The sequence below is a fragment of the Aminobacter sp. MDW-2 genome, assembly GCF_014250155.1.
GTDB classification, from domain to species: Bacteria; Pseudomonadota; Alphaproteobacteria; order Rhizobiales; family Rhizobiaceae; genus Aminobacter; species Aminobacter ciceronei.
The window spans coordinates 1,540,256-1,558,112 of the sequence record NZ_CP060197.1 but is presented as its reverse complement, the minus strand read 5'-3'; the positions used below and the strand labels follow the sequence as shown (position 1 = coordinate 1,558,112).

Sequence of the window (17,857 nt, the reverse complement as noted above, 5' to 3'; positions counted from 1 at the left end):
GGGCCAGGACGGTAACAAAGGTTAACGATTGCCCGAATTCCGTCGAATAGCTGGGCTAGCAGGGAAGCTAGGAAACTGCGGCGGGACGGGCAACACACTCCACGTTCGCAATCGTTTCGATACATTGCATGCTAAATCGGGTTGGGGGTCGGCTTCGGCATGTCGCCGGGCTGTACCAGTGTGGAGTCTTGTACCATGAATACCCCCGCCTTCCGGCTTGCCGGGATATCAAGCGGCCTCGCCGCCCGTCTGCCCCGGCTGCATCTGTCGAAGCTCGAAATCGGCTTGCTTGGCGCAGCTGCGACGCTGGCGATCGCCATCGTCGCATTCGGGCTCACCGGCAGCGACAAGCCGGACCCGATAGAAACCGCAGCCGTCCTGCCCCCGCGCCTCGAAACCAAGAACCCCGGCACGGAAATGCCCGCCGAGACAGCCAAGCCGATCGCATCGGCCACCGGTCAGACAGCAGCCGCTCCGGTTCCGGCAGTGCCAGCGCCAACACAGGCCCCGCTCCTGTCAGCCCTGGCCTCGGCACCCGCAACCAGCCATTTCGAAAAGCCCCAGGCGACGGCAGCTGCCGGCCCGGACGAGCGAGGCGAGACGGCCACAACGCCATTGACCACGGCCGCCGACCAGGCGCCCGATCCAGCGCCGACCACGGTCATTCCAACGGAAGGATTGCGCGGCTCGATCGACGTCCAGGTGGCGGAGACGGAAACGGAGGTGGCGATGCTCGAGCAGCAGACCGGCATGATAGACGGCGAGACCGGTAATGTTGCACAGGCGACGACCGGTCCGCTGCCGGAGTTGCGCCCGGCAAAGGTGGTGAAATACGCCAATTTGCGTGACGGACCTGCCGACGAGGCCAAGGTGATCGTCGTCGTTCCGGCCAATGCCGAGATCGAGGCCGAGGTCGACTGCAACTGGTGCACGGTCGTCTACAAAGGCCAGCGCGGCTACATGTATAAAAACCTGATCCGCCGCACCGTGGCGGAAGAAGCAAAGGCAGGTCAGGGGCTGTTCTGAGCCCCCGACCCTGAGCGAGATCAGCCGTAGACGACCAAAAGGTCCTTGGCGTCGATCTGGTCGCCGGCACGCACCAGCACCTCGGCGATGGTGCCGTCGCGTTCGGCATGCAGTGCCGTTTCCATCTTCATGGCTTCGATCGACAGCAGCACGTCGCCGGCCTTGATCGGCTGGCCGGCTGAGACGGCGAGCGTCGAGACGACACCCGGCATCGGCGCACCGACATGGGCGTCGTTGCCCGCCTCGGCCTTGCGCCGTGCCTTGGAGGCGGATGCGCCATGGGCACGGTCCGGCACCTTGACGCGGCGCGGCTGGCCGTTGAGTTCGAAGAACACCGTCACCATGCCCTTCTCGTCGACGTCGCCGACAGCGAGGCAACGGATGACCAGCGTCTTGCCCTTTTCGATATCGACGAAAACCTCGTCCTCCGGCTTCATGCCGTAGAAATAGACCGGCGTCGGCAGCACGCTGACCGGACCGTAGGTGTCCTGGGCGCCGACGAAGTCGGTGAACACCTTCGGGTACATCAGCCAGGAGGCAAACTCGTCCTCGGACAGCTTGCGCCCGAGCTTGCTCTCGATTTCCTTGCGGTTGGCCTTGAGATCGGCCGGCTTGAGCAGCGAACCGGGGCGCGTGGTGATCGGTGTCTCACCCTTCAGCACCTTTTTCTGCAGTGCCGCCGGCCAGCCGCCCGGCGACTGGCCGAGATCGCCGCGCAGCATCGACACCACCGAGTCCGGGAAGGCAATGTCCTTGGCCGGGTTCTCGACGTCGGCGACGGTCAGCTCCTGGCTGACCATCATCAGTGCCATGTCGCCGACGACCTTGGACGACGGCGTCACCTTGACGATGTCGCCGAACATCAGGTTGACGTCGTGATAAGCCTGCGCCACCTCGTGCCAGCGGGTCTCGAGGCCGAGCGAGCGGGCCTGTTCCTTCAGGTTGGTGAACTGGCCACCCGGCATCTCATGCAGATAGACCTCCGAAGCGGGTCCCTTCAGGTCGCTCTCGAAGGCGGCATACTGGTTGCGCACGGCTTCCCAGTAGAACGAGATGCGGCGGATCCATTCGGGCGCCAGGCCCGGGTCGCGATCCGAACCACGCAGTGCCTCGACGATCGAGCCCAGGCACGGCTGCGAGGTGTTCCCGGAGAAGGCATCCATGGCCGCGTCGATGGCATCGACGCCGCTTTCGACCGCCGCCAGCACGGTTGCCGCCGACAGGCCCGACGTGTCGTGGGTGTGGAAATGGATCGGCAGGTCGGTGGCCTCACGCAGCGCCTTGAACAGCACGCGCGCCGCAGCCGGCTTGAGCAGGCCCGCCATGTCCTTGACGGCGATGATGTGCGCGCCGGCCGCTTCCAGCTCCTTGGCGAGGCCGACATAATACTTCAGGTCGTACTTCGCCCTGTTCGGGTCGAGGATGTCACCGGTGTAGCAGATCGCCGCTTCGCAGAGCTTACCCTCGGCACCGACCGCATCCATCGACACGCGCATGTTCTCGACCCAGTTGAGGCAGTCGAAGACGCGGAACAGGTCGACGCCACCTGATGCAGCCTGGCGAACGAAATGCTGGACGACGTTGTCGGGATAGTTGGTGTAGCCGACGCCGTTGGCGCCGCGCAGCAGCATCTGCAGCAGGATGTTGGGCGCCGCCTGACGGACTTTCGATAGCCGCTCCCACGGGTCTTCGGTCAGGAAGCGCATGGCGACGTCGAAGGTGGCACCGCCCCAGCATTCGAGCGACAGCAGCTGCGGCAGCGCGCGCGCATAGGTACCGGCAATCTTGGCGATGTCATGGGTGCGCACCCGCGTCGCCAGAAGCGACTGGTGGCCGTCACGCATCGTCGTGTCGGTGATCAGTACCTGCTTCTGCGCCCGCATCCAGGCCGCGAACTTCTCCGGGCCAAGCTGGTCGAGCATCTGCCTGGTGCCGTCGGGGATCGGGCCGGTGAACCACGGCACGACGGGTGCTGCGGCCTCTGGATTGGGCGCGGCGCGGCCACGCGTCTCCGGGTGGCCGTTGACGGTGACGTCGGCGAGGTAGTTGAGCAGCTTGGTGGCGCGGTCCTGGCGCTTGACCTGCGCGAACAGCTCGGGCGTCGAGTCGATGAACCTGGTGGTGTAGGAATTATCGCGGAACGACGGGTGCGTGATGATCGCTTCGAGGAAGGTCAGGTTGGTCGCCACGCCGCGAATGCGGAACTCGCGCAGCGCCCGATGCATGCGCGCGATCGCCTCGACCGGGTTCGGCGCCCAGGCGGTGACCTTTTCCAGCAGCGGATCGTAGAAACGGGTGATGACCGCGCCCGAATAGGCCGTGCCGCCGTCGAGGCGGATGCCGAAACCGGTGGCGCCGCGATAGGCGGTGATGCGGCCATAGTCGGGAATAAAGTTCTGCTCCGGGTCCTCGGTCGTGATGCGGCACTGCAAGGCATGGCCGTTGAGGCGGATGTCTGCCTGGACGGGCACGCCCGATTCCGGCGTGCCTATGGCGAAGCCGTCGAGGATGTGGATCTGTGCCTTGACGATGTCGATGCCGGTCACCTGCTCGGTGACGGTATGTTCAACCTGGATGCGCGGGTTGACCTCGATGAAGTAGAACTTGCCGGTGTCGGCATCCTGCAGGAACTCGACAGTGCCCGCGCCGATATAGGCGGTGTCGCGGGCGAGCTTGAGGGCATAACCGCACAGCTCCTGGCGCAGCTCCTCGCTGAGGTAAGGTGCTGGTGCGCGCTCGACGACCTTCTGGTTGCGGCGCTGGATCGAGCAGTCGCGCTCGAACAGGTGCACGGCGTTGCCATGGGTGTCACCCAGCACCTGCACCTCGACGTGGCGAGCGCGTTCGATCAGCTTTTCAAGATAGACCTCGTCCTTGCCGAACGCCGCCTTGGCCTCGCGCTTGCCTTCGGTCACCTCGCGGATAAGGTCGGCCTCGCTGCGGATGGCGCGCATGCCACGACCGCCGCCACCCCATGAGGCCTTGAGCATGACGGGATAGCCAACCTCGGCGGCGAGCCTCTTCACCTCGTCCATGTCGTCGGGCAGAGGGTCGGTCGCCGGGATCACCGGCACACCGACTTCAATGGCAAGGTTGCGCGCCGCCACCTTGTTGCCAAGCCGGCGCATGGTCTCGGGCTTCGGCCCGATGAAGGTGATGCCATTGGCAGCACAGGCGTCAGCGAACTCGGGGCTCTCCGACAACAGACCATAGCCGGGATGGATGGCATCGGCACCCGACAGCCTGGCGACGCGGATGATCTCCTCGATCGACAGGTAGCTTTCGATCGGTCCCATGTCCTTGGTGAGATGGGGACCACGGCCGACCTGGTAGCTTTCGTCGGCCTTGAAGCGATGCAGCGAATATTTGTCCTCTTCGGCCCAGATCGCCACGGTTTTGAGCCCCAGCTCATTGGCCGCGCGGAAGACGCGGATGGCGATTTCGGATCGGTTGGCGACGAGGATCTTGCTGATCGGCACGAATACGCTCCAGGGAACCGGATATTTAAGAGGCGGCGAATGATTAGCGGGAAAATGCTGCGGTGCAACCGAAAACACACATTGCTAAATCGATTTAATTTCCGTTGGGTCAGACCGGCATTTTTCCACGGCACAAAAAAATGCCCGACGCTTTCGCGCCGGGCATCTCACATCAGCAGACCCTGCTGAAATTACTTCTGCGGCTTGTAGGTGTACTTGCCGTCGTCGCCCTTCACCCATTCATACATGATGTAGCCGGGCAGCTTCGGGTCGCCCTTCTCGTCGAAGCCCATGTCGCCAAGCACGGTCGGGAAGGTGTTCGCCTTCATTGCCTTCGCCACTTCCTGCGGATCGACCGAACCGGCCTTCTTGGCAGCTTCGGCGATGACCTGCATCGCTGCGTAGGAGTAGAGGGTGTAAGCCTCGGGGTTGAAGCCGGCGGCACGGAACTTTTCGACCAGCGCGTTGTTCGTCGGGTTCAGCGTCGGATCGGGACCGAAGGTGTTGAGGGTACCGGCAACAGCGTCGCCAGCGATCGAGGCGAGTTCGTTCGAGACGATGCCATCGCCCGAAACCAGCTTCGCCTTGAGGCCCTGGTCAGCCGTCTGGCGGATGATCAGGCCGGCTTCGGTGTGTAGGCCGCCCCAGTAGATGATGGTGACGCCGGCTTCCTTCATCTTGCCGATGAGTGCCGAGAAATCCTTGTCGCCGATGTTGACGCCTTCGTACATGACCTCGGTCAGGCCGGCAGCGTTCATCGCCTTCTTGGTTTCGTCAGCCAGACCCTGGCCGTAAGGCGTCTTGTCGTGGATCACCGCGATCTTGGCGTCCTTGAACTTCTCAGCCAGATATGCGCCGGCGATGGCGCCCTGCTGGTCGTCACGGCCGCAGGTGCGGAAGGTGTTCCACAGGCCACGCTCGGTGAACTGCGGGTTGGTCGCAGCCGGGGTGATTTCGAGAATGCCGTTCTCGGCGTAGACTTCCGAAGCCGGGATCGAGACGCCCGAGTTGAAGTGACCGACCACGAACTTGACGCCGTCAGCGACGAACTTGTTGGCGACCGAGATGCCCTGCTTCGGATCGGAAACGTCGTCGCCGACAACCAGCTTGATCTGCTCGCCATTGATACCGCCAGCTGCGTTGATGTCGGCAACCGCCTGCTCGGCGCCCTTCTGGAGCTGCGCTCCGAAGGCTGCGTTCGGGCCGGTGATCGGGCCAGCGACGCCAACAATGATATCGGCCCATGCGCTGCCGCTGAACGCCACAAGCGCGGTCAGTGCAACAGCCGACAAAAGTGACTTTTTCATTGAAACACTCCCATTAGTTGAGTGGGCGTGGATGTTCTTTCATGCGATGCCCACCCATATCGCAGAAAGGTGAGTTTGCCGATTTTCCGGCAGTTGTCACGCCGATTCATTGGCGAATCGGCGCGTTAGAACCCCCTCAAGACTTGGCGCGCCAAGAAAGCGGCGAGGCCTTTTCATAGAGCCAGTGATATTGCTTCACCATCTGATTGGTGCGGGTGTATTTGTAACCAAGCGTTGCAAAAACCAGCAATATGACGGTGTCGACGATATAGTATTGCAGCGAGAACATGGTGCCCTCGAACAGCGCGTGGTGGATGAAGCGTACGCCGAGCCCAAGCCCCAGAATGTACAACACGAGCTGCGCGTAGCTGCGCCAGGTCTGGGCACAGGCGCGTCCGGTCATCCAGGCCGCCCATCCACCCAGCAGGCAGCTGACGAACAGGAACTGCCAGATCGAGGCTTCCTCGTAGAGAATGCCGTGCATGATGGTGTCTCCTAGTGACGGCCGCCTTCGAGATAGGCTGCGCGAACCTCGGGATCGGCGAGCAGATCCTTGCCGGTGCCGCTCATCGTGACGACGCCGTTGACCATGACGTAGCCGCGCGTCGCCAGCTTGAGCGCGCCGAAGGCGTTCTGCTCGACAAGGAACACGGTCAGCCCTTGGGTGCGGTTGAGCTCGCGGATGGCGTCGAAGATCTGCTTCACGATCAGCGGCGCCAGGCCGAGCGAAGGCTCGTCGAGCAGCAGCAGCTTGGGTCGAGCCATCAGCGCGCGGCCGATCGACAGCATCTGCTGCTCTCCCCCGGAAAGCGTGCCGCCGCGCTGGCCGATGCGCTCCTTGAGACGTGGAAACAGCGTGAACACCTTCTCGACGTCCTCATCATAGTATTTGAGGTTGTCGAGGCTTGCGCCCATCTGAAGATTTTCCATCACCGTCATGCGCGGGAAGATGCGCCGGCCCTCGGGCGATTGCGCGATGCGCAACCTCGCGATCTCGTGCGTCGGCATGTCGGTGATGTCGGTTCCGGCGAAGGTGATGGTGCCGCGGCGCGCCCTTGGCGTACCGAAGATGGTCATCATCAGCGTTGACTTGCCAGCGCCGTTGGCGCCGATCAGCGCGACGATCTCGCCTTCATTGACAGCGACGTCGACGCCGCTGAGGGCGCGGATGTTGCCGTAGTAGGTCTCGACACCTTTGATGTCGAGCAAGGTCTTAGCCGTCACTTGCCACCTCCGCGCTTGGCTTTCGCCGGCTTGGCCGCTTCACGCGCCAGCGCCTTGGCCTGCCCCACCCAGTCTTCCCGTTCGATGCGGCCGTCAAAGGCGAGATAGGCCTCGGCCGCCGCGATGTCCGACTTCTTCCACGCCGCCACCTGGTCGAAATGGAAGATACCGTGCTCGTTGAGCTTCTTTTCGTTGACCGGCCCGATGCCCTTGATCGCGATGAGCCGGTCGGCAACGCCGCCACGCGGAGCGGCAAGTACGTTGGAGATGGTCTTCGGAGCTGAGGGCTTCGCGGCGGCAGGTTTGGACGCCGCCGGCTTGGCGGCAGTCGGTTTGGGCGTTGACGCCGCAGGTTTGGCGGCCGGCTTGGCCGCAGCCTTCGCAGCCGGCTTGGCGGGCGCCTTTGTCGCAGCCGTTGATGACGGTTTTGCTGGCGTCTTCGTTTCGGCTTTGGCGACCGCTGGCTTGGCAGCCGGGGCAGGCTTGGCGCTGCCCTTTGGTGCCGGCGTGGCCGTGACTGCAGACTTTACGACCTTTGCTGTCTTGGTAGCAGGATTCGCGGCTGGTGTCGCCCTGGCAGCCGGTTTCGCCGGCGGCGTGGCCGTGCTGGTCGGCTTCGCAGCGTTCGTGGCTTTGGCAACCGGCTTGGCCGATACAGCGGCTGGCTTGGCTGCCGGAGCAGCCTTCGCCGGGGCCTTGGTCGTTGTCTTGGCAGCAGCCTTCGGCGCATCCCCCCTGGCGACTTGCTTTGCAGGTGCCGGCGCTGCCTTGGCCGCGGGCTTGACCGCCTCTTTCACGACCGCAGGCCTGCTTGCCCTGGCCGCAGGCTTCGTCTCAGCCTTTGCCGCTAACTTGGCAGCAACAGCAGCGGATGCCTTGCCGGCTGCCGCCTTGGGCGCAGGCTTGACCGGCGCAGACATCAACCCCGCGGCTGGTGCAGCCGCAGGCTTGGCCTTCGTCGCCTTTCCGGCGGGAGCCATCTGGCTTGCAGACGCGGCGGCTGCCCTTGCAGCCTGCACTTCAACCTGACTGGCTTTCGATGCGCCCTTGGAGACCGAGACGACTTCGCCATGATCATCGCTGTGGCCAATGGTGTCGCTCACCGGTCCGGCCATCATCGACGAAGACGAACCAGGTCCATGGGCCGGATCCGGCATGCCTTCGAGCTCTTCGATGACCTGCTCGTCGCCAACCTCGACCAGAACGTTGGATACCTCTTCGTCGTCGACGCCGAGATAGGCGGCAATGACCTTCGGATCCGTCCTGACCGACATCGGGTCGCCATCGGAAATCTTGCGGCCGTATTCCAGCACCACGACGTGGTCGGAAATCTGCATGACCACCGACATGTCGTGCTCGATGAGCAGGATCGACGTGCCGGTGTTGTCCTTGATGTCGTTGAGCAGCGTATTGAGTGCCAGCGACTCTTTGGGGTTGAGGCCGGCCGCCGGTTCGTCGAGGCAAAGCAGCTCTGGTCCGGTACACATGGCGCGCGCAATCTCGAGGCGGCGTTGTGCGCCATAGGGAAGGTCGCCCGCCGGATCGTCGGCACGGTCGAGCAGTTCGGCCTTTTCGAGCCAATGCTTGGCAAGCTCGACTGATTCAGCCGACGCCCTGCGGTAGCCGCCAAGGCCGACCAGGCCCATGACGGTAAATCCGGAGGCCTTCATCAGCTTGTTGTGCTGGGCAACCAGAAGATTCTCGAGCAGCGTCATGCCCGAAAACAGCCGGATGTTCTGGAAGGTACGCGCGACCTTGGCCTTGGCCGTGATCTGGAAGTCCGGCATGCGCTCGAGCAGGAATTCCCCGCCTTCGCGGCCGTTGAACCGGATCATGCCTTCGGTCGGCTTGTAGAAGCCCGTAATGCAGTTGAAGACCGTGGTCTTGCCGGCACCGTTCGGGCCGATCAGCGCGGTGATTTCGCCGCGCTTGGCCTCAAAGGACAGGTCGCCGATGGCGACAAGGCCACCGAATTTCATCGACAGATGCTCGACCTGCAGGATCGGCTTGCTCATGGATGCGCTCGCGTTCATCAGCCGTGTCCTTCCTTGGTGAAGGAACTGGAGACAGCTTTTCGTTCATGCAGGAAGGCCGTGGGTTCGCGGCTGCCGACGAAACCTCGCGGCTTCCACAGCATCACGATGACCATCGCCATGCCAAACAGCAGCATGCGGTAAAGCTCAGGCGTGAAGTCCGGCCCGAAAACGTGCTTGAGGAACTCCATCTCGCGCAGGATCTCGGTGCCGCCGATCATCACCGCGGCCGCGACCGCGATGCCGACCAGCGACCCCATGCCGCCGAGCACCACGATAGCCAGGATGATCGCCGATTCCAGGAAGACGAAGGATTCAGGCGACACGAAGCCCTGGCGCGCGGCGAAGAACGAGCCGGCGAAACCGCCGAACATGGCGCCTGTCGCAAAGGCGGTGAGCTTGGTGGTGGTGGTGTTGATGCCGAGCGAACGGCAGGCGATCTCGTCCTCGCGCAGCGCTTCCCAGGCGCGGCCGACCGGCATGCGGCGCAGGCGTATGGTGACGAAGGCAGTCAGCAGCGCCAGGCCAAGGATGAGGTAGTAGAGGAAGATCTTGTAGTAGGCGCCGGACTGGGCGATGCCGAGCACCTTGGCGATGTAGTTGGGATCGGAGACGTTGAACGACATCAGCCCGAAGAAGCTGACCTTCGGGATGCCGGAGATGCCGGCAGCACCGTTGGTGACTTCGCGCCAGTTGATCAACACGAGGCGGATGATCTCACCGAAGGCGAGCGTGACGATCGCCAGATAGTCGCCTCGAAGCCGCAGAACCGGGAAGCCGAGGATGACGCCCCAGAAGGCGGCCATGATGCCGGCCACCGGCAGCAGGATCCAGAACGACCAGCCGAGCTGCGTTGCCAAAAGCGCGTAGGCATAGGCGCCGACGGCGTAGAAAGCGACGTAGCCGAGATCGAGCAGCCCGGCGAGACCGACGACGATGTTCAGGCCCCAGGCCAGCATGACGTAGATCAGGATCTGGATGCCGAAATTGTCGACCCACTTGAGCGAACCCTGGAAGCCGCCAGCCATCGAACCCGTCAAGAGCGCCAGGATCAGGACGACAACGATTGGATAGGCGATCAGGACGCCGACGCCGAGGGCCGAAAAGTGGTTATGGATGAAGGCGCGGAAGTAGAACAGCACCGAGGCCAGCGCATAGATGATCGCCAGCGCGCGGAAGAAGCGCAGGTAACCAGCCAGGCCGGAACCGAAAATCCCGTCAAGCGAGCCGGCGAACAACAGAAGCACCGCCGCGACGACCAGCGCCCCAATGAAGTAGGGCAAGCGGAAGAACCGCGTCGCCACGCTGTCTGGCAGCAGCCCGCTGGCGACATCGACGATCTTCTGTCGCGCCATGAATGGCTGCGCATAGGCGACGTAGAGGAAGCGGCCGAGCATGACCAGACCGACGACGATGGTAAGCAGGCCCCAGCGCGGAACGAGGACCAGTTCGTTGCTGATGTTCTGGTCGGTCTTGAGGCCGATGAAGAGGAAGAAAAGGCCAAACGCGATGATACCCGCATAGAAGGCCTCGCGAAGGCCGTGCTGCAATGGGCTGGCGGTCTCTTCGCGTGAAGCTTGGGCGATATTGGCCATGTTGTCAGACCTTCTCGACTTCGGGCCGGCCAAGGATGCCGGAGGGCAGGAAGATGAGCACGATGGCGAGGATCGAGAACGCTGCAACGTCCTTGTAGTCGATCGAGAAGTAGGCCGACCACATGCTTTCGATGAAGCCGATCATCAGGCCGCCAATGACAGCTCCCGGCAACGAGCCGATGCCGCCAAGCACCGCCGCCGTGAAGGCTTTGACCCCGGGCACGAAACCGTCGGAGAAGGCAACGACACCGTAATACATGAGGAACAGGGTACCGGCGACGGCGGCAAGGGCTGCACCCATGATGAAGGTGATGGAGATGGTGCGGTCGACGTCGATGCCGAGCAAAGCTGCCATCTTGCGGTCCTGCTCGCAGGCACGCTGGGCGCGGCCGAGCGAGGTCTTGTTGACGAGGTACCAGAACAAAGCGAGCAGCAGGGCGGTGACCACGACGATGATGATCTGCTTCAGCGAAATCGAGATGCCGCCGACATCGTAGACCTGGCTGACCATTGGCGGGATCGGCTTGTTGCGCGGACCCTGGGTGACCTGAACGAAATTGGACAGCGCGATCGACATGCCGATGGCGGTGATCAGCGGCGCCAGGCGGAACGATCCGCGCAGCGGCCGGTAGGCCACCTTTTCGATCGTCCAGTTGTAGAGGCTGGTCAGGAGCATCGCCACGACCATCATGATCAGCAGGGCGATGACGACCGGCACCGAATAGAACATGGCGCCCAGGATCAGGAACACGATCAGGGCTGTAAACGCCCCGAGCATGAAGATGTCGCCATGGGCGAAATTGATCATGCCGATGATGCCGTAGACCATCGTATAGCCGATCGCGATCAGGCCATAGATGGACCCCAGCGTCAGCCCATTGACCAGCTGCTGGACGAAATATTGCATATGGATGCGGCTCCCCTGGAATGTCGCGCGATGCACGCATTCCTTTTGATATTTCCCCTAGTCCTAAAGTTTCGAGCCTGGATTGCAACGTGATTCTTCAACCCGTTGCGGCTTGCCGGACAGCGTTTTCCGCCGCCTCTGTTTTTTGTTGTCCAGGCCCTGGACTATCGCGAAACCTATCATTGGCTCAACGCAATGTCTTTGCCGTTTCCGGTGATTTTGCGCGCCATGATCGAAGAATGTAGCGCCAAGATACGTAACAGCAACAGGTTCTTGCGTCTTGCCGATGGTCTCTTTCCTATGAATGTCTAGACATATTGGCTGCTCCAGCTCCCTGCCATACGACTATTTGACTATGAACCCATGCGCGAACGGATCGCGATCGTCGATGAAGATGGTGTTCAATCCGGTCATCCGCGCCCACCCCCCGATCGAGGGAATGATCGCCTTCTTGCCGGCCACTTCGACCTCGCGCTCGACCCGCCCCTTGAACAGCGAACCGATGATCGATTCGTGCACGAAATCGTCACCCGCCCTGAGCTTGTCCTTGCCGTGAAGCTGCGCCATGCGCGCCGAGGTGCCGGTGCCGCAAGGCGAGCGGTCGATCGCCTTGTCGCCATAGAAGACCGCGTTGCGGGCATGCGCTTCGGCATGCTTCGGCGCACCCGTCCACAGCATGTGCGACAGCCGGTCGATGCCGGGATTTTCAGGATGCACAAACTGGTATTTTTCGTTCAGCCGCTGCCGCACGACAGGGCTCCAGGCGATGAAATCGCCGGCGGTGTAGTCGGCCATGTCGCGGTAGTTTTCCTGCGGCTCGACGATGGCGTAGAAATTTCCGCCATAAGCGACGTCGACCCTGATCTCGCCGAGTACAGGGCATTCGACCGAAAGCCCTTCGGCATAAAGGAAGGACGGCACGTTGGTGATGCGCACTTCCTCGACATAATCGCCGACCTGCCTGTACTCGGCAATCACGAGGCCGGCCGGCGTGTCGAGGCGCAGCGTGCCCGGCGTCTTCGGCTTGATCAGCCCGTGCTCGATCGCCATCGTCACCGTGCCGATCGTGCCGTGGCCGCACATCGGCAGGCAGCCCGACGTCTCGATGAACAGGATGGCGACATCGCAATCCTCGCGCGTCGGCGGATAGAGGATCGAGCCCGACATCACGTCATGGCCGCGCGGCTCGAACATCAGCCCGGTGCGGATCCAGTCGTATTCGGCAAGGAAATGCGCCCGACGTTCCATCATCGTCGCGCCTTCGAGGCGGGGGCCACCGCCCGCCACCAGCCGCACCGGATTGCCGCAGGTGTGGCCGTCGATACAGAAAAAGGAGTGGCGCGCCATGATGATACCTTGCGTCAGAAACGTTGGGCGGAAAAGGGGGTGAGATCGATCGCCGACTTTTGACCCAGCATGCGCTCGCGCACCAGCCGGCCGGTGGCCGCCGCCTGGGTGAGGCCAAGGTGACCATGGCCGAAAGCGTAGTGGACGCCGGCTTGGCTGCGCGAGCCGCCAATGACCGGCAGCGAATCGGGCAGCGACGGGCGGAAGCCCATCCATTCGCGCCCGCCCGAAGTATCGAGACCCGGTAGGAACTTGCGCGCCTTCTCCAGCATCGCCTTCGACCGCGCATAGTTCGGCGCCCGCGAGATGCCGCCCAGCTCGACAGCGCCGCCGACGCGCAGGCCGGTGGCAAGCGGCGTGATGACGAAGCCATGGCCGGAGAAGATCAGCTGTCGCTTGACGTCGAAAGCACTGGTGGGGAGCGTCGTGTTGTAGCCGCGCTCGGTTTCGAGCGGGATGACGTCGCCGAGCTGACGGGCGAGCAGATGCGACCAGGCTCCGGCAGCGATCAGCACCTGGCGGGCGAACAGCGTGCGGCCTTGCTTGAGCTGGATCAGGATGCGGTCACCAGCCGGCCGGACAAGCCCGACATCGCCCTTGACGAAGGAAGCGCCGCTGACCTCGGCATGACGCCAGATCGCCTTGCCGAGATCCTTCGGGTCGGACACCGTCTTCCAGCCGGGCACGAAGGTGCCACGCGTGAAGCGGTCGGCCAGCCCGGGCTGATAGTTTGCGAGTTCGTGCTTTTCGAGATGCCGGTAGGCGATGCCGAAGCGGTCACGCGCCGCCCAGCTCGGCAATGCCGCCTTGAACTCCGCCTCACGCTCGTAGAGTTCAAGCGAACCGTCCTCGCGCAGCATCGAGCCGGTACCCGAGCGCGCCATCAGCGACGCCCACTCCTGCTCGGCGAGCTTCATCAGCCCGGCCTGCGCGGCAAGGCTCGCCTCATAGTTGGCGGGCGCCCCGGCACGCCAGAAGCGGAAGAGCCATGGCGCAAGCTTGGGCAGGTAGGCAGGTGGAATGGTCAGCGGGCCAAGCGGGTCGGCCAGCCATTTCGGTACGTTGCGCATCATGCCCTTGTGCGCAAGCGGCAGGACATCGGAGAACGCAAACGCCCCGGCATTGCCGGAGCTGGTTTCCTCGCAGACGCCGGTGCGGTCAAAGACCGTCACCTTGCGCCCGGCCTCGGCGAGATAGGCAGCCGCCACGATGCCGACGATGCCGGCGCCGATGATGGCAATGTCGATCTCGTCGACCGCTGCACTCATGCCTTGCTCCCCTCCGAGCCCTGCCCTTACCAGATCAGAACGAAGGCAGTTTGGGGCGGACTTCCAGGGCGTCCTTGATGATCTTCTCGACCGCGTTGCGGCGCTCGCCCGACAATGGCTTGCGCGGCATGCGCACACGATCGTGGGAGCCGATCGCCAGCACCTCGGCAAGCTTGATGTTCTGGACCAGATAGGTCGAGACGTCGAGGTCGAGCAGCGGGCGGAACCAGCGGTAGATGGCGAGCGCCTCTTCGCGCCGGCCCTGCTTCATCAGCTGGTAGATGGCGACAGTCTCGCGCGGGAAGGCGACGACGAGGCCTGCAACCCAACCGATTGCGCCGACCGAAAGAGCCTCGAAGGCGAGGTTGTCGACGCCGGTGAACAGGTCGTAGCGGTTGCCCAGGCGGTTGATGATCTCGGTCGAGCGGCGGATGTCGTCGGACGATTCCTTTACCGCGACGAAGCGCGTGTCGGACGCCAGTTCCTCCATCTGGTCGACGGTGACGTCGACGCGGTAGGCGAGGCGGTTGGAGTAGATCATGACCGGCAGGTCGCCGGCTTCGGCCACGGCGCGAAGGGCCGCCACCGTCTCTTCCGGGTTGGTGTGGTAGATCGGGCTCGGCACCACCATCAGGCCGGACGCGCCTTCCCTAGAGGCGCGCTTGGCGATGGCCGCCGCCTCGCGGGTGCCGGCCTCGTTGACCGTCAGCAGCACCGGCTTGCCGGCGGCGACCTTCTGGGCGGTCTTCAGCACTTCGATCTTTTCGTCATGCGAGAGCATCGGGCCCTCGCCGAGCGAGCCGGCGACGATCAGGCCGTCACATCCGGCCTCCATCTGCAGCGCGAAGCAGCGCTCCATTTCGGCATGATCGAGGCGATCGTCCGCCGTGAATTTGGTGGTGACTGCTGGGATGACTCCGGCCCACATGGCGCTTTCTCCATCTGATATATCAGTGATATATGACTAGGCGACCAACATTGTCAATTGGCAATCGCATCTGATATATCAAAAATATATCATTGCGCTTTCAAGAGATTCGGTCATGCAAGCTGAGAAACTGGAACCGGCTGCGACACGGGCCTACCACGAGCTCGAACGGCTCATCGTCACCCTCGAGCTCGCCCCTGGGACCATTGCCACCGAAGGTTCTCTGATCGACAGGCTTGGCCTTGGCCGCACGCCGGTGCGCGAGGCGATCCAGCGCCTGGCCTGGGAAGGACTGGTCGAGATCAGGCCGCGCGCCGGCCTGGCGATTGCGCCGCTGCACCCCGGCGACTGGCTGCGCGTGCTCGACGCGCGCCGCGGCATCGAGGTCGTGCTCGCTCGCTCGGCGGCGCGCTTCGTCACCCGCGATGCCGCCAACCAGTTCCATGCCGCAGCCCTTGCGATGCAGAAAGCAGTGATCGCAGCCGACGTGCTCGGCTTCCTCGCGGCCGACAAGGCGCTCGACGAGGCGCTCGCCCTTGCCGCCGACAACGATTTCGCCGCCCGCCTCGCGGCACCTCTGCAGACCCACAGCCGGCGTTTCTGGTTCCGCTATCAGCGTGACACCGGCCTCGCCGCGTCCGCAGAACACCACGTCGCGCTGATCCGCTCGATCCTTGAGCACGACGAGGAAAGTGCAGCGCAGGAAGCCGAGCGGCTGATGGCGATGCTGCGCGCCCACGCCGAGGCGGCAGCGTCGCGGTAAGGCCGCATGATCGATCAATGCCTCGGTTCGGCTTCCCTGACCTCGTCAACGGCGCTCTCCCAGCCGTCGCCGGCGGCGAGCACACAGCTGCGGCCTCTGACATCCGACAACAGCACGGTCCAGGTGCCATCGTCGGAGATGTAGATTTCGACGATGGCCGCGTCGCTGGCGACGCCGTAACCAAGGCGCCGCTCGTGAAAACTGTCCGTCAGGCCGGCCACGATCGCGTCATGGTCGCTGCAGAACAGCTCTGCAACTGCCGGGGTGGCCGGCAGCATCAGCGCCAAGCCGACGGCCGCCAGCCCGCTTGTGTGGAATGCGGGCACGAGCGCCATTCGACACCTCCTTGCCGCCGCATCTGTGCGGGAAGGTAACGACCCATCTTAACACGAAGGGCCAGTGGAAGCCCCGGAAGCATTGGGCCTTCCGTCATTCCGTCCAGGCCCTCGCACCCGGGGCATATTGCTGCACACCGCCGCAACAAGCGGCGGCACGTCAGCCCTGTCGGGGATCACACAATGGCAGCTTTGCGATGGCGTCGTCCGTCAGCAGTTTTCTCAGGTTTACCGACGACACCAGGAAGTACTGTTCGTCCGCCTGGCTGCGCATGAAAATCTCTGCCGCGAGCGCGCCGGGGTTGATGGCACCGTCGCGGCATCCACCCTTGATCGTCACGGATATGCTGCCCTTGCCGTCCTTCCGGCCGGTCGCCTTGAAAGCGCGCGCCTTGGCCTGCGCGGCGGCGAGCCGGGCCAGGTCCGCCTGCGCGACGCGAGCGACCTGGATCCTTTCGAAGGAAGGGCTGGCCGACACGCCCGGCGCATTGTCGCCTGATACGATTTCGAGCGGCAAGGCCTCGTTGACCGGTCCATAAGGTGCCGGCGCCTCCATCGCGAAATGCAGCACGACATCGCCGGTGCGCAGCTTGAGCGGAACAGGCATGACGGCTGCGACGCTCATCTGCTCCGGCGCGATCTCTAGAGGATCAAGGGCTGCGAGCCTGGTCAGCGCCATCGGATTGAGCAAAGCGCAGGCAGACAGCGTCAACAGCGAGGCCAGCCCTGCAATCGAACGTCCACGCACCGACATAATGCCTCCATATGGTTGTTTGACAGCACTGACTTATTGTTTTACGATAATTTTTGCAAACAGAATTTGAGAGGCCGAAATGGAGACTGCCCGCGAGCGCGCCCGTTTGCTGAGCCGGCGCATGGAAAAGCTCATCCTCGTGCTGATGGCCATTCTCGGCCTGTTCGCCCTCTACGGGCTGGTACTGGCCTGGTCCGACCCGACCTGGATCGGCACGTTCGTGATCGAAAGGCTGGCACTTCCGAGGCCGCCGCTGCTCTCGACCTCGACGATGCTGTTGCTGGCAGCGGCATTTCTCGCACAGGCCGGATTGCTCGGATGGGCGCTGCAGACGCTGCGGGCGGCGTTCCGCGAGATCGGCCTGCATGACATCGTCGGCGCAGAAAGCGCGCGCCTGATGCGCCTGTCAGGCGTGGCTTTTCTGACCAACGCGATCGCCATGGCGTTGGCCCCGCCGCTGGTCTCGCTCATCGTCAGCCTCGACATGCCGGCCGGCCAGCGGTTCCTGGCGATCAGCTTCGGCACGCACGAACTGCTGGCCCTGATCCTGTCGGGCATACTGATCGTCTTTGGCCACCTCCTTGCGGTGGCCGCCGAGGTCGACGACGACAACAAGCGGTTCGTCTGACATGCCGGTCATCGTCAATCTCGACGTCATGCTGGCGCGCCGCAAGATGCGTTCCAAGGAACTCGCCGCCAAGATCGGCATCACTGAGCAGAACCTGTCGCTGCTGAAGTCCGGCAAGGTGCGCGGTGTCAGGTTTTCGACGCTCGCCCGCATCTGCGCCGAGCTCGATTGCCAGCCGGGCGACCTGCTGGAGTACCAGCCGGGACCGGAAGAAGAGGACGAAACGTAAAACGGGCGCCCAATGGGCGCCCGTTCATTTTCCC

General features: G+C 63.4%; 16 protein-coding genes. 4 read left to right on the top strand and 12 right to left on the bottom strand.

The features are described from left to right. The first annotated feature begins 195 nt into the window (after positions 1-195). The gene (locus tag H5P29_RS07570) at positions 196-1,026 is read left to right on the top strand and encodes an SH3 domain-containing protein (protein WP_185910301.1); all 831 of its coding nucleotides are present in this window, start codon (positions 196-198) and stop codon (positions 1,024-1,026) included. Positions 1,027-1,046: 20 nt separating this feature from the next. On the opposite strand, the gene pyc is transcribed toward H5P29_RS07570, so the two are convergent. From pyc to H5P29_RS07520, 10 genes are all read right to left on the bottom strand, one after another. Continuing rightward, positions 1,047-4,505, bottom strand: a complete 3,459-nt coding sequence (gene pyc, locus H5P29_RS07565) for a pyruvate carboxylase (RefSeq protein WP_067956648.1) — start codon at positions 4,503-4,505, stop codon at positions 1,047-1,049. Between the two features lie 191 nt (positions 4,506-4,696). Beyond that, positions 4,697-5,812 carry a branched-chain amino acid ABC transporter substrate-binding protein gene (locus H5P29_RS07560; protein WP_067956644.1) on the bottom strand — a complete coding sequence of 372 codons (1,116 nt, stop codon included), beginning with the start codon at positions 5,810-5,812 and terminating at the stop codon, positions 4,697-4,699. Between the two features lie 136 nt (positions 5,813-5,948). Continuing rightward, positions 5,949-6,296, bottom strand: coding sequence for a DUF6867 family protein (locus H5P29_RS07555; RefSeq protein WP_067956643.1), 348 nt, complete (start codon positions 6,294-6,296; stop codon positions 5,949-5,951). Positions 6,297-6,307: 11 nt separating this feature from the next. Then, positions 6,308-7,036, bottom strand: coding sequence for an ABC transporter ATP-binding protein (locus H5P29_RS07550; RefSeq protein ID WP_067956640.1), 729 nt, complete (start codon positions 7,034-7,036; stop codon positions 6,308-6,310). After that, on the bottom strand, positions 7,033-9,069 hold the full coding sequence (locus tag H5P29_RS32325) for an ATP-binding cassette domain-containing protein (protein WP_154386182.1): 2,037 nt from the start codon (positions 9,067-9,069) through the stop codon (positions 7,033-7,035). Before H5P29_RS32325 ends, H5P29_RS07550 begins: the two co-directional genes overlap by 4 nt. Further along, entirely contained in the window at positions 9,069-10,664 is a 1,596-nt protein-coding gene (gene livM, locus H5P29_RS07540) for a high-affinity branched-chain amino acid ABC transporter permease LivM (RefSeq protein ID WP_067956637.1), read from the bottom strand. Before livM ends, H5P29_RS32325 begins: the two co-directional genes overlap by 1 nt. A 4-nt stretch (positions 10,665-10,668) precedes the next feature. Beyond that, positions 10,669-11,571, bottom strand: coding sequence for a branched-chain amino acid ABC transporter permease (locus H5P29_RS07535; protein WP_154386183.1), 903 nt, complete (start codon positions 11,569-11,571; stop codon positions 10,669-10,671). Positions 11,572-11,916: 345 nt separating this feature from the next. Beyond that, positions 11,917-12,918 (bottom strand): 4-hydroxyproline epimerase, encoded by a 1,002-nt coding sequence (locus tag H5P29_RS07530; RefSeq protein ID WP_067956631.1) that lies wholly within the window; start codon positions 12,916-12,918, stop codon positions 11,917-11,919. 14 nt (positions 12,919-12,932) lie between these two features. Continuing rightward, entirely contained in the window at positions 12,933-14,186 is a 1,254-nt protein-coding gene (locus H5P29_RS07525) for an FAD-binding oxidoreductase (protein ID WP_154386184.1), read from the bottom strand. A gap of 34 nt (positions 14,187-14,220) precedes the next feature. Beyond that, entirely contained in the window at positions 14,221-15,114 is an 894-nt protein-coding gene (locus H5P29_RS07520; RefSeq protein WP_067956627.1) for a dihydrodipicolinate synthase family protein, read from the bottom strand. 115 nt (positions 15,115-15,229) lie between these two features. Here H5P29_RS07520 and H5P29_RS07515 point away from each other — a divergent pair, with 115 nt between their 5' ends. After that, the gene (locus H5P29_RS07515) at positions 15,230-15,877 is read left to right on the top strand and encodes a GntR family transcriptional regulator (protein WP_154386185.1); all 648 of its coding nucleotides are present in this window, start codon (positions 15,230-15,232) and stop codon (positions 15,875-15,877) included. 14 nt (positions 15,878-15,891) lie between these two features. On the opposite strand, the gene H5P29_RS07510 is transcribed toward H5P29_RS07515, so the two are convergent. After that, entirely contained in the window at positions 15,892-16,212 is a 321-nt protein-coding gene (locus H5P29_RS07510; protein ID WP_246670817.1) for a hypothetical protein, read from the bottom strand. 160 nt (positions 16,213-16,372) lie between these two features. Then, positions 16,373-16,960 (bottom strand): hypothetical protein, encoded by a 588-nt coding sequence (locus H5P29_RS07505; protein ID WP_185910300.1) that lies wholly within the window; start codon positions 16,958-16,960, stop codon positions 16,373-16,375. An 85-nt stretch (positions 16,961-17,045) separates the two neighbouring features. Here H5P29_RS07505 and H5P29_RS07500 point away from each other — a divergent pair, with 85 nt between their 5' ends. Together H5P29_RS07500 and H5P29_RS07495 are read left to right on the top strand one after the other, a co-directional pair. Then, positions 17,046-17,594, top strand: coding sequence for a hypothetical protein (locus H5P29_RS07500; RefSeq protein WP_154386187.1), 549 nt, complete (start codon positions 17,046-17,048; stop codon positions 17,592-17,594). 1 nt (position 17,595) lies between these two features. Next, the gene (locus H5P29_RS07495) at positions 17,596-17,823 is read left to right on the top strand and encodes a helix-turn-helix transcriptional regulator (protein ID WP_154386188.1); all 228 of its coding nucleotides are present in this window, start codon (positions 17,596-17,598) and stop codon (positions 17,821-17,823) included. Positions 17,824-17,857: the final 34 nt, after the last annotated feature.

What these genes read in the sequence shown, in the direction of transcription:
- H5P29_RS07570 (WP_185910301.1), top strand. Translation starts at nt 196, where the DNA reads ATGAATACCCCCGCCTTCCGGCTTGCCGGGATATCAAGCGGCCTCGCC.
- H5P29_RS07515 (WP_154386185.1), top strand. Translation starts at nt 15,230, where the DNA reads ATGCAAGCTGAGAAACTGGAACCGGCTGCGACACGGGCCTACCACGAG.
- H5P29_RS07495 (WP_154386188.1), top strand. Translation starts at nt 17,596, where the DNA reads ATGCCGGTCATCGTCAATCTCGACGTCATGCTGGCGCGCCGCAAGATG.
- H5P29_RS07535 (WP_154386183.1), bottom strand. Translation starts at nt 11,571, where the DNA reads ATGCAATATTTCGTCCAGCAGCTGGTCAATGGGCTGACGCTGGGGTCC.
- H5P29_RS07530 (WP_067956631.1), bottom strand. Translation starts at nt 12,918, where the DNA reads ATGGCGCGCCACTCCTTTTTCTGTATCGACGGCCACACCTGCGGCAAT.
- H5P29_RS07560 (WP_067956644.1), bottom strand. Translation starts at nt 5,812, where the DNA reads ATGAAAAAGTCACTTTTGTCGGCTGTTGCACTGACCGCGCTTGTGGCG.
- livM (WP_067956637.1), bottom strand. Translation starts at nt 10,664, where the DNA reads ATGGCCAATATCGCCCAAGCTTCACGCGAAGAGACCGCCAGCCCATTG.
- H5P29_RS07525 (WP_154386184.1), bottom strand. Translation starts at nt 14,186, where the DNA reads ATGAGTGCAGCGGTCGACGAGATCGACATTGCCATCATCGGCGCCGGC.
- H5P29_RS07510 (WP_246670817.1), bottom strand. Translation starts at nt 16,212, where the DNA reads ATGGCGCTCGTGCCCGCATTCCACACAAGCGGGCTGGCGGCCGTCGGC.
- H5P29_RS07520 (WP_067956627.1), bottom strand. Translation starts at nt 15,114, where the DNA reads ATGTGGGCCGGAGTCATCCCAGCAGTCACCACCAAATTCACGGCGGAC.
- H5P29_RS07555 (WP_067956643.1), bottom strand. Translation starts at nt 6,296, where the DNA reads ATGCACGGCATTCTCTACGAGGAAGCCTCGATCTGGCAGTTCCTGTTC.
- H5P29_RS07500 (WP_154386187.1), top strand. Translation starts at nt 17,046, where the DNA reads ATGGAGACTGCCCGCGAGCGCGCCCGTTTGCTGAGCCGGCGCATGGAA.
- H5P29_RS32325 (WP_154386182.1), bottom strand. Translation starts at nt 9,069, where the DNA reads ATGAACGCGAGCGCATCCATGAGCAAGCCGATCCTGCAGGTCGAGCAT.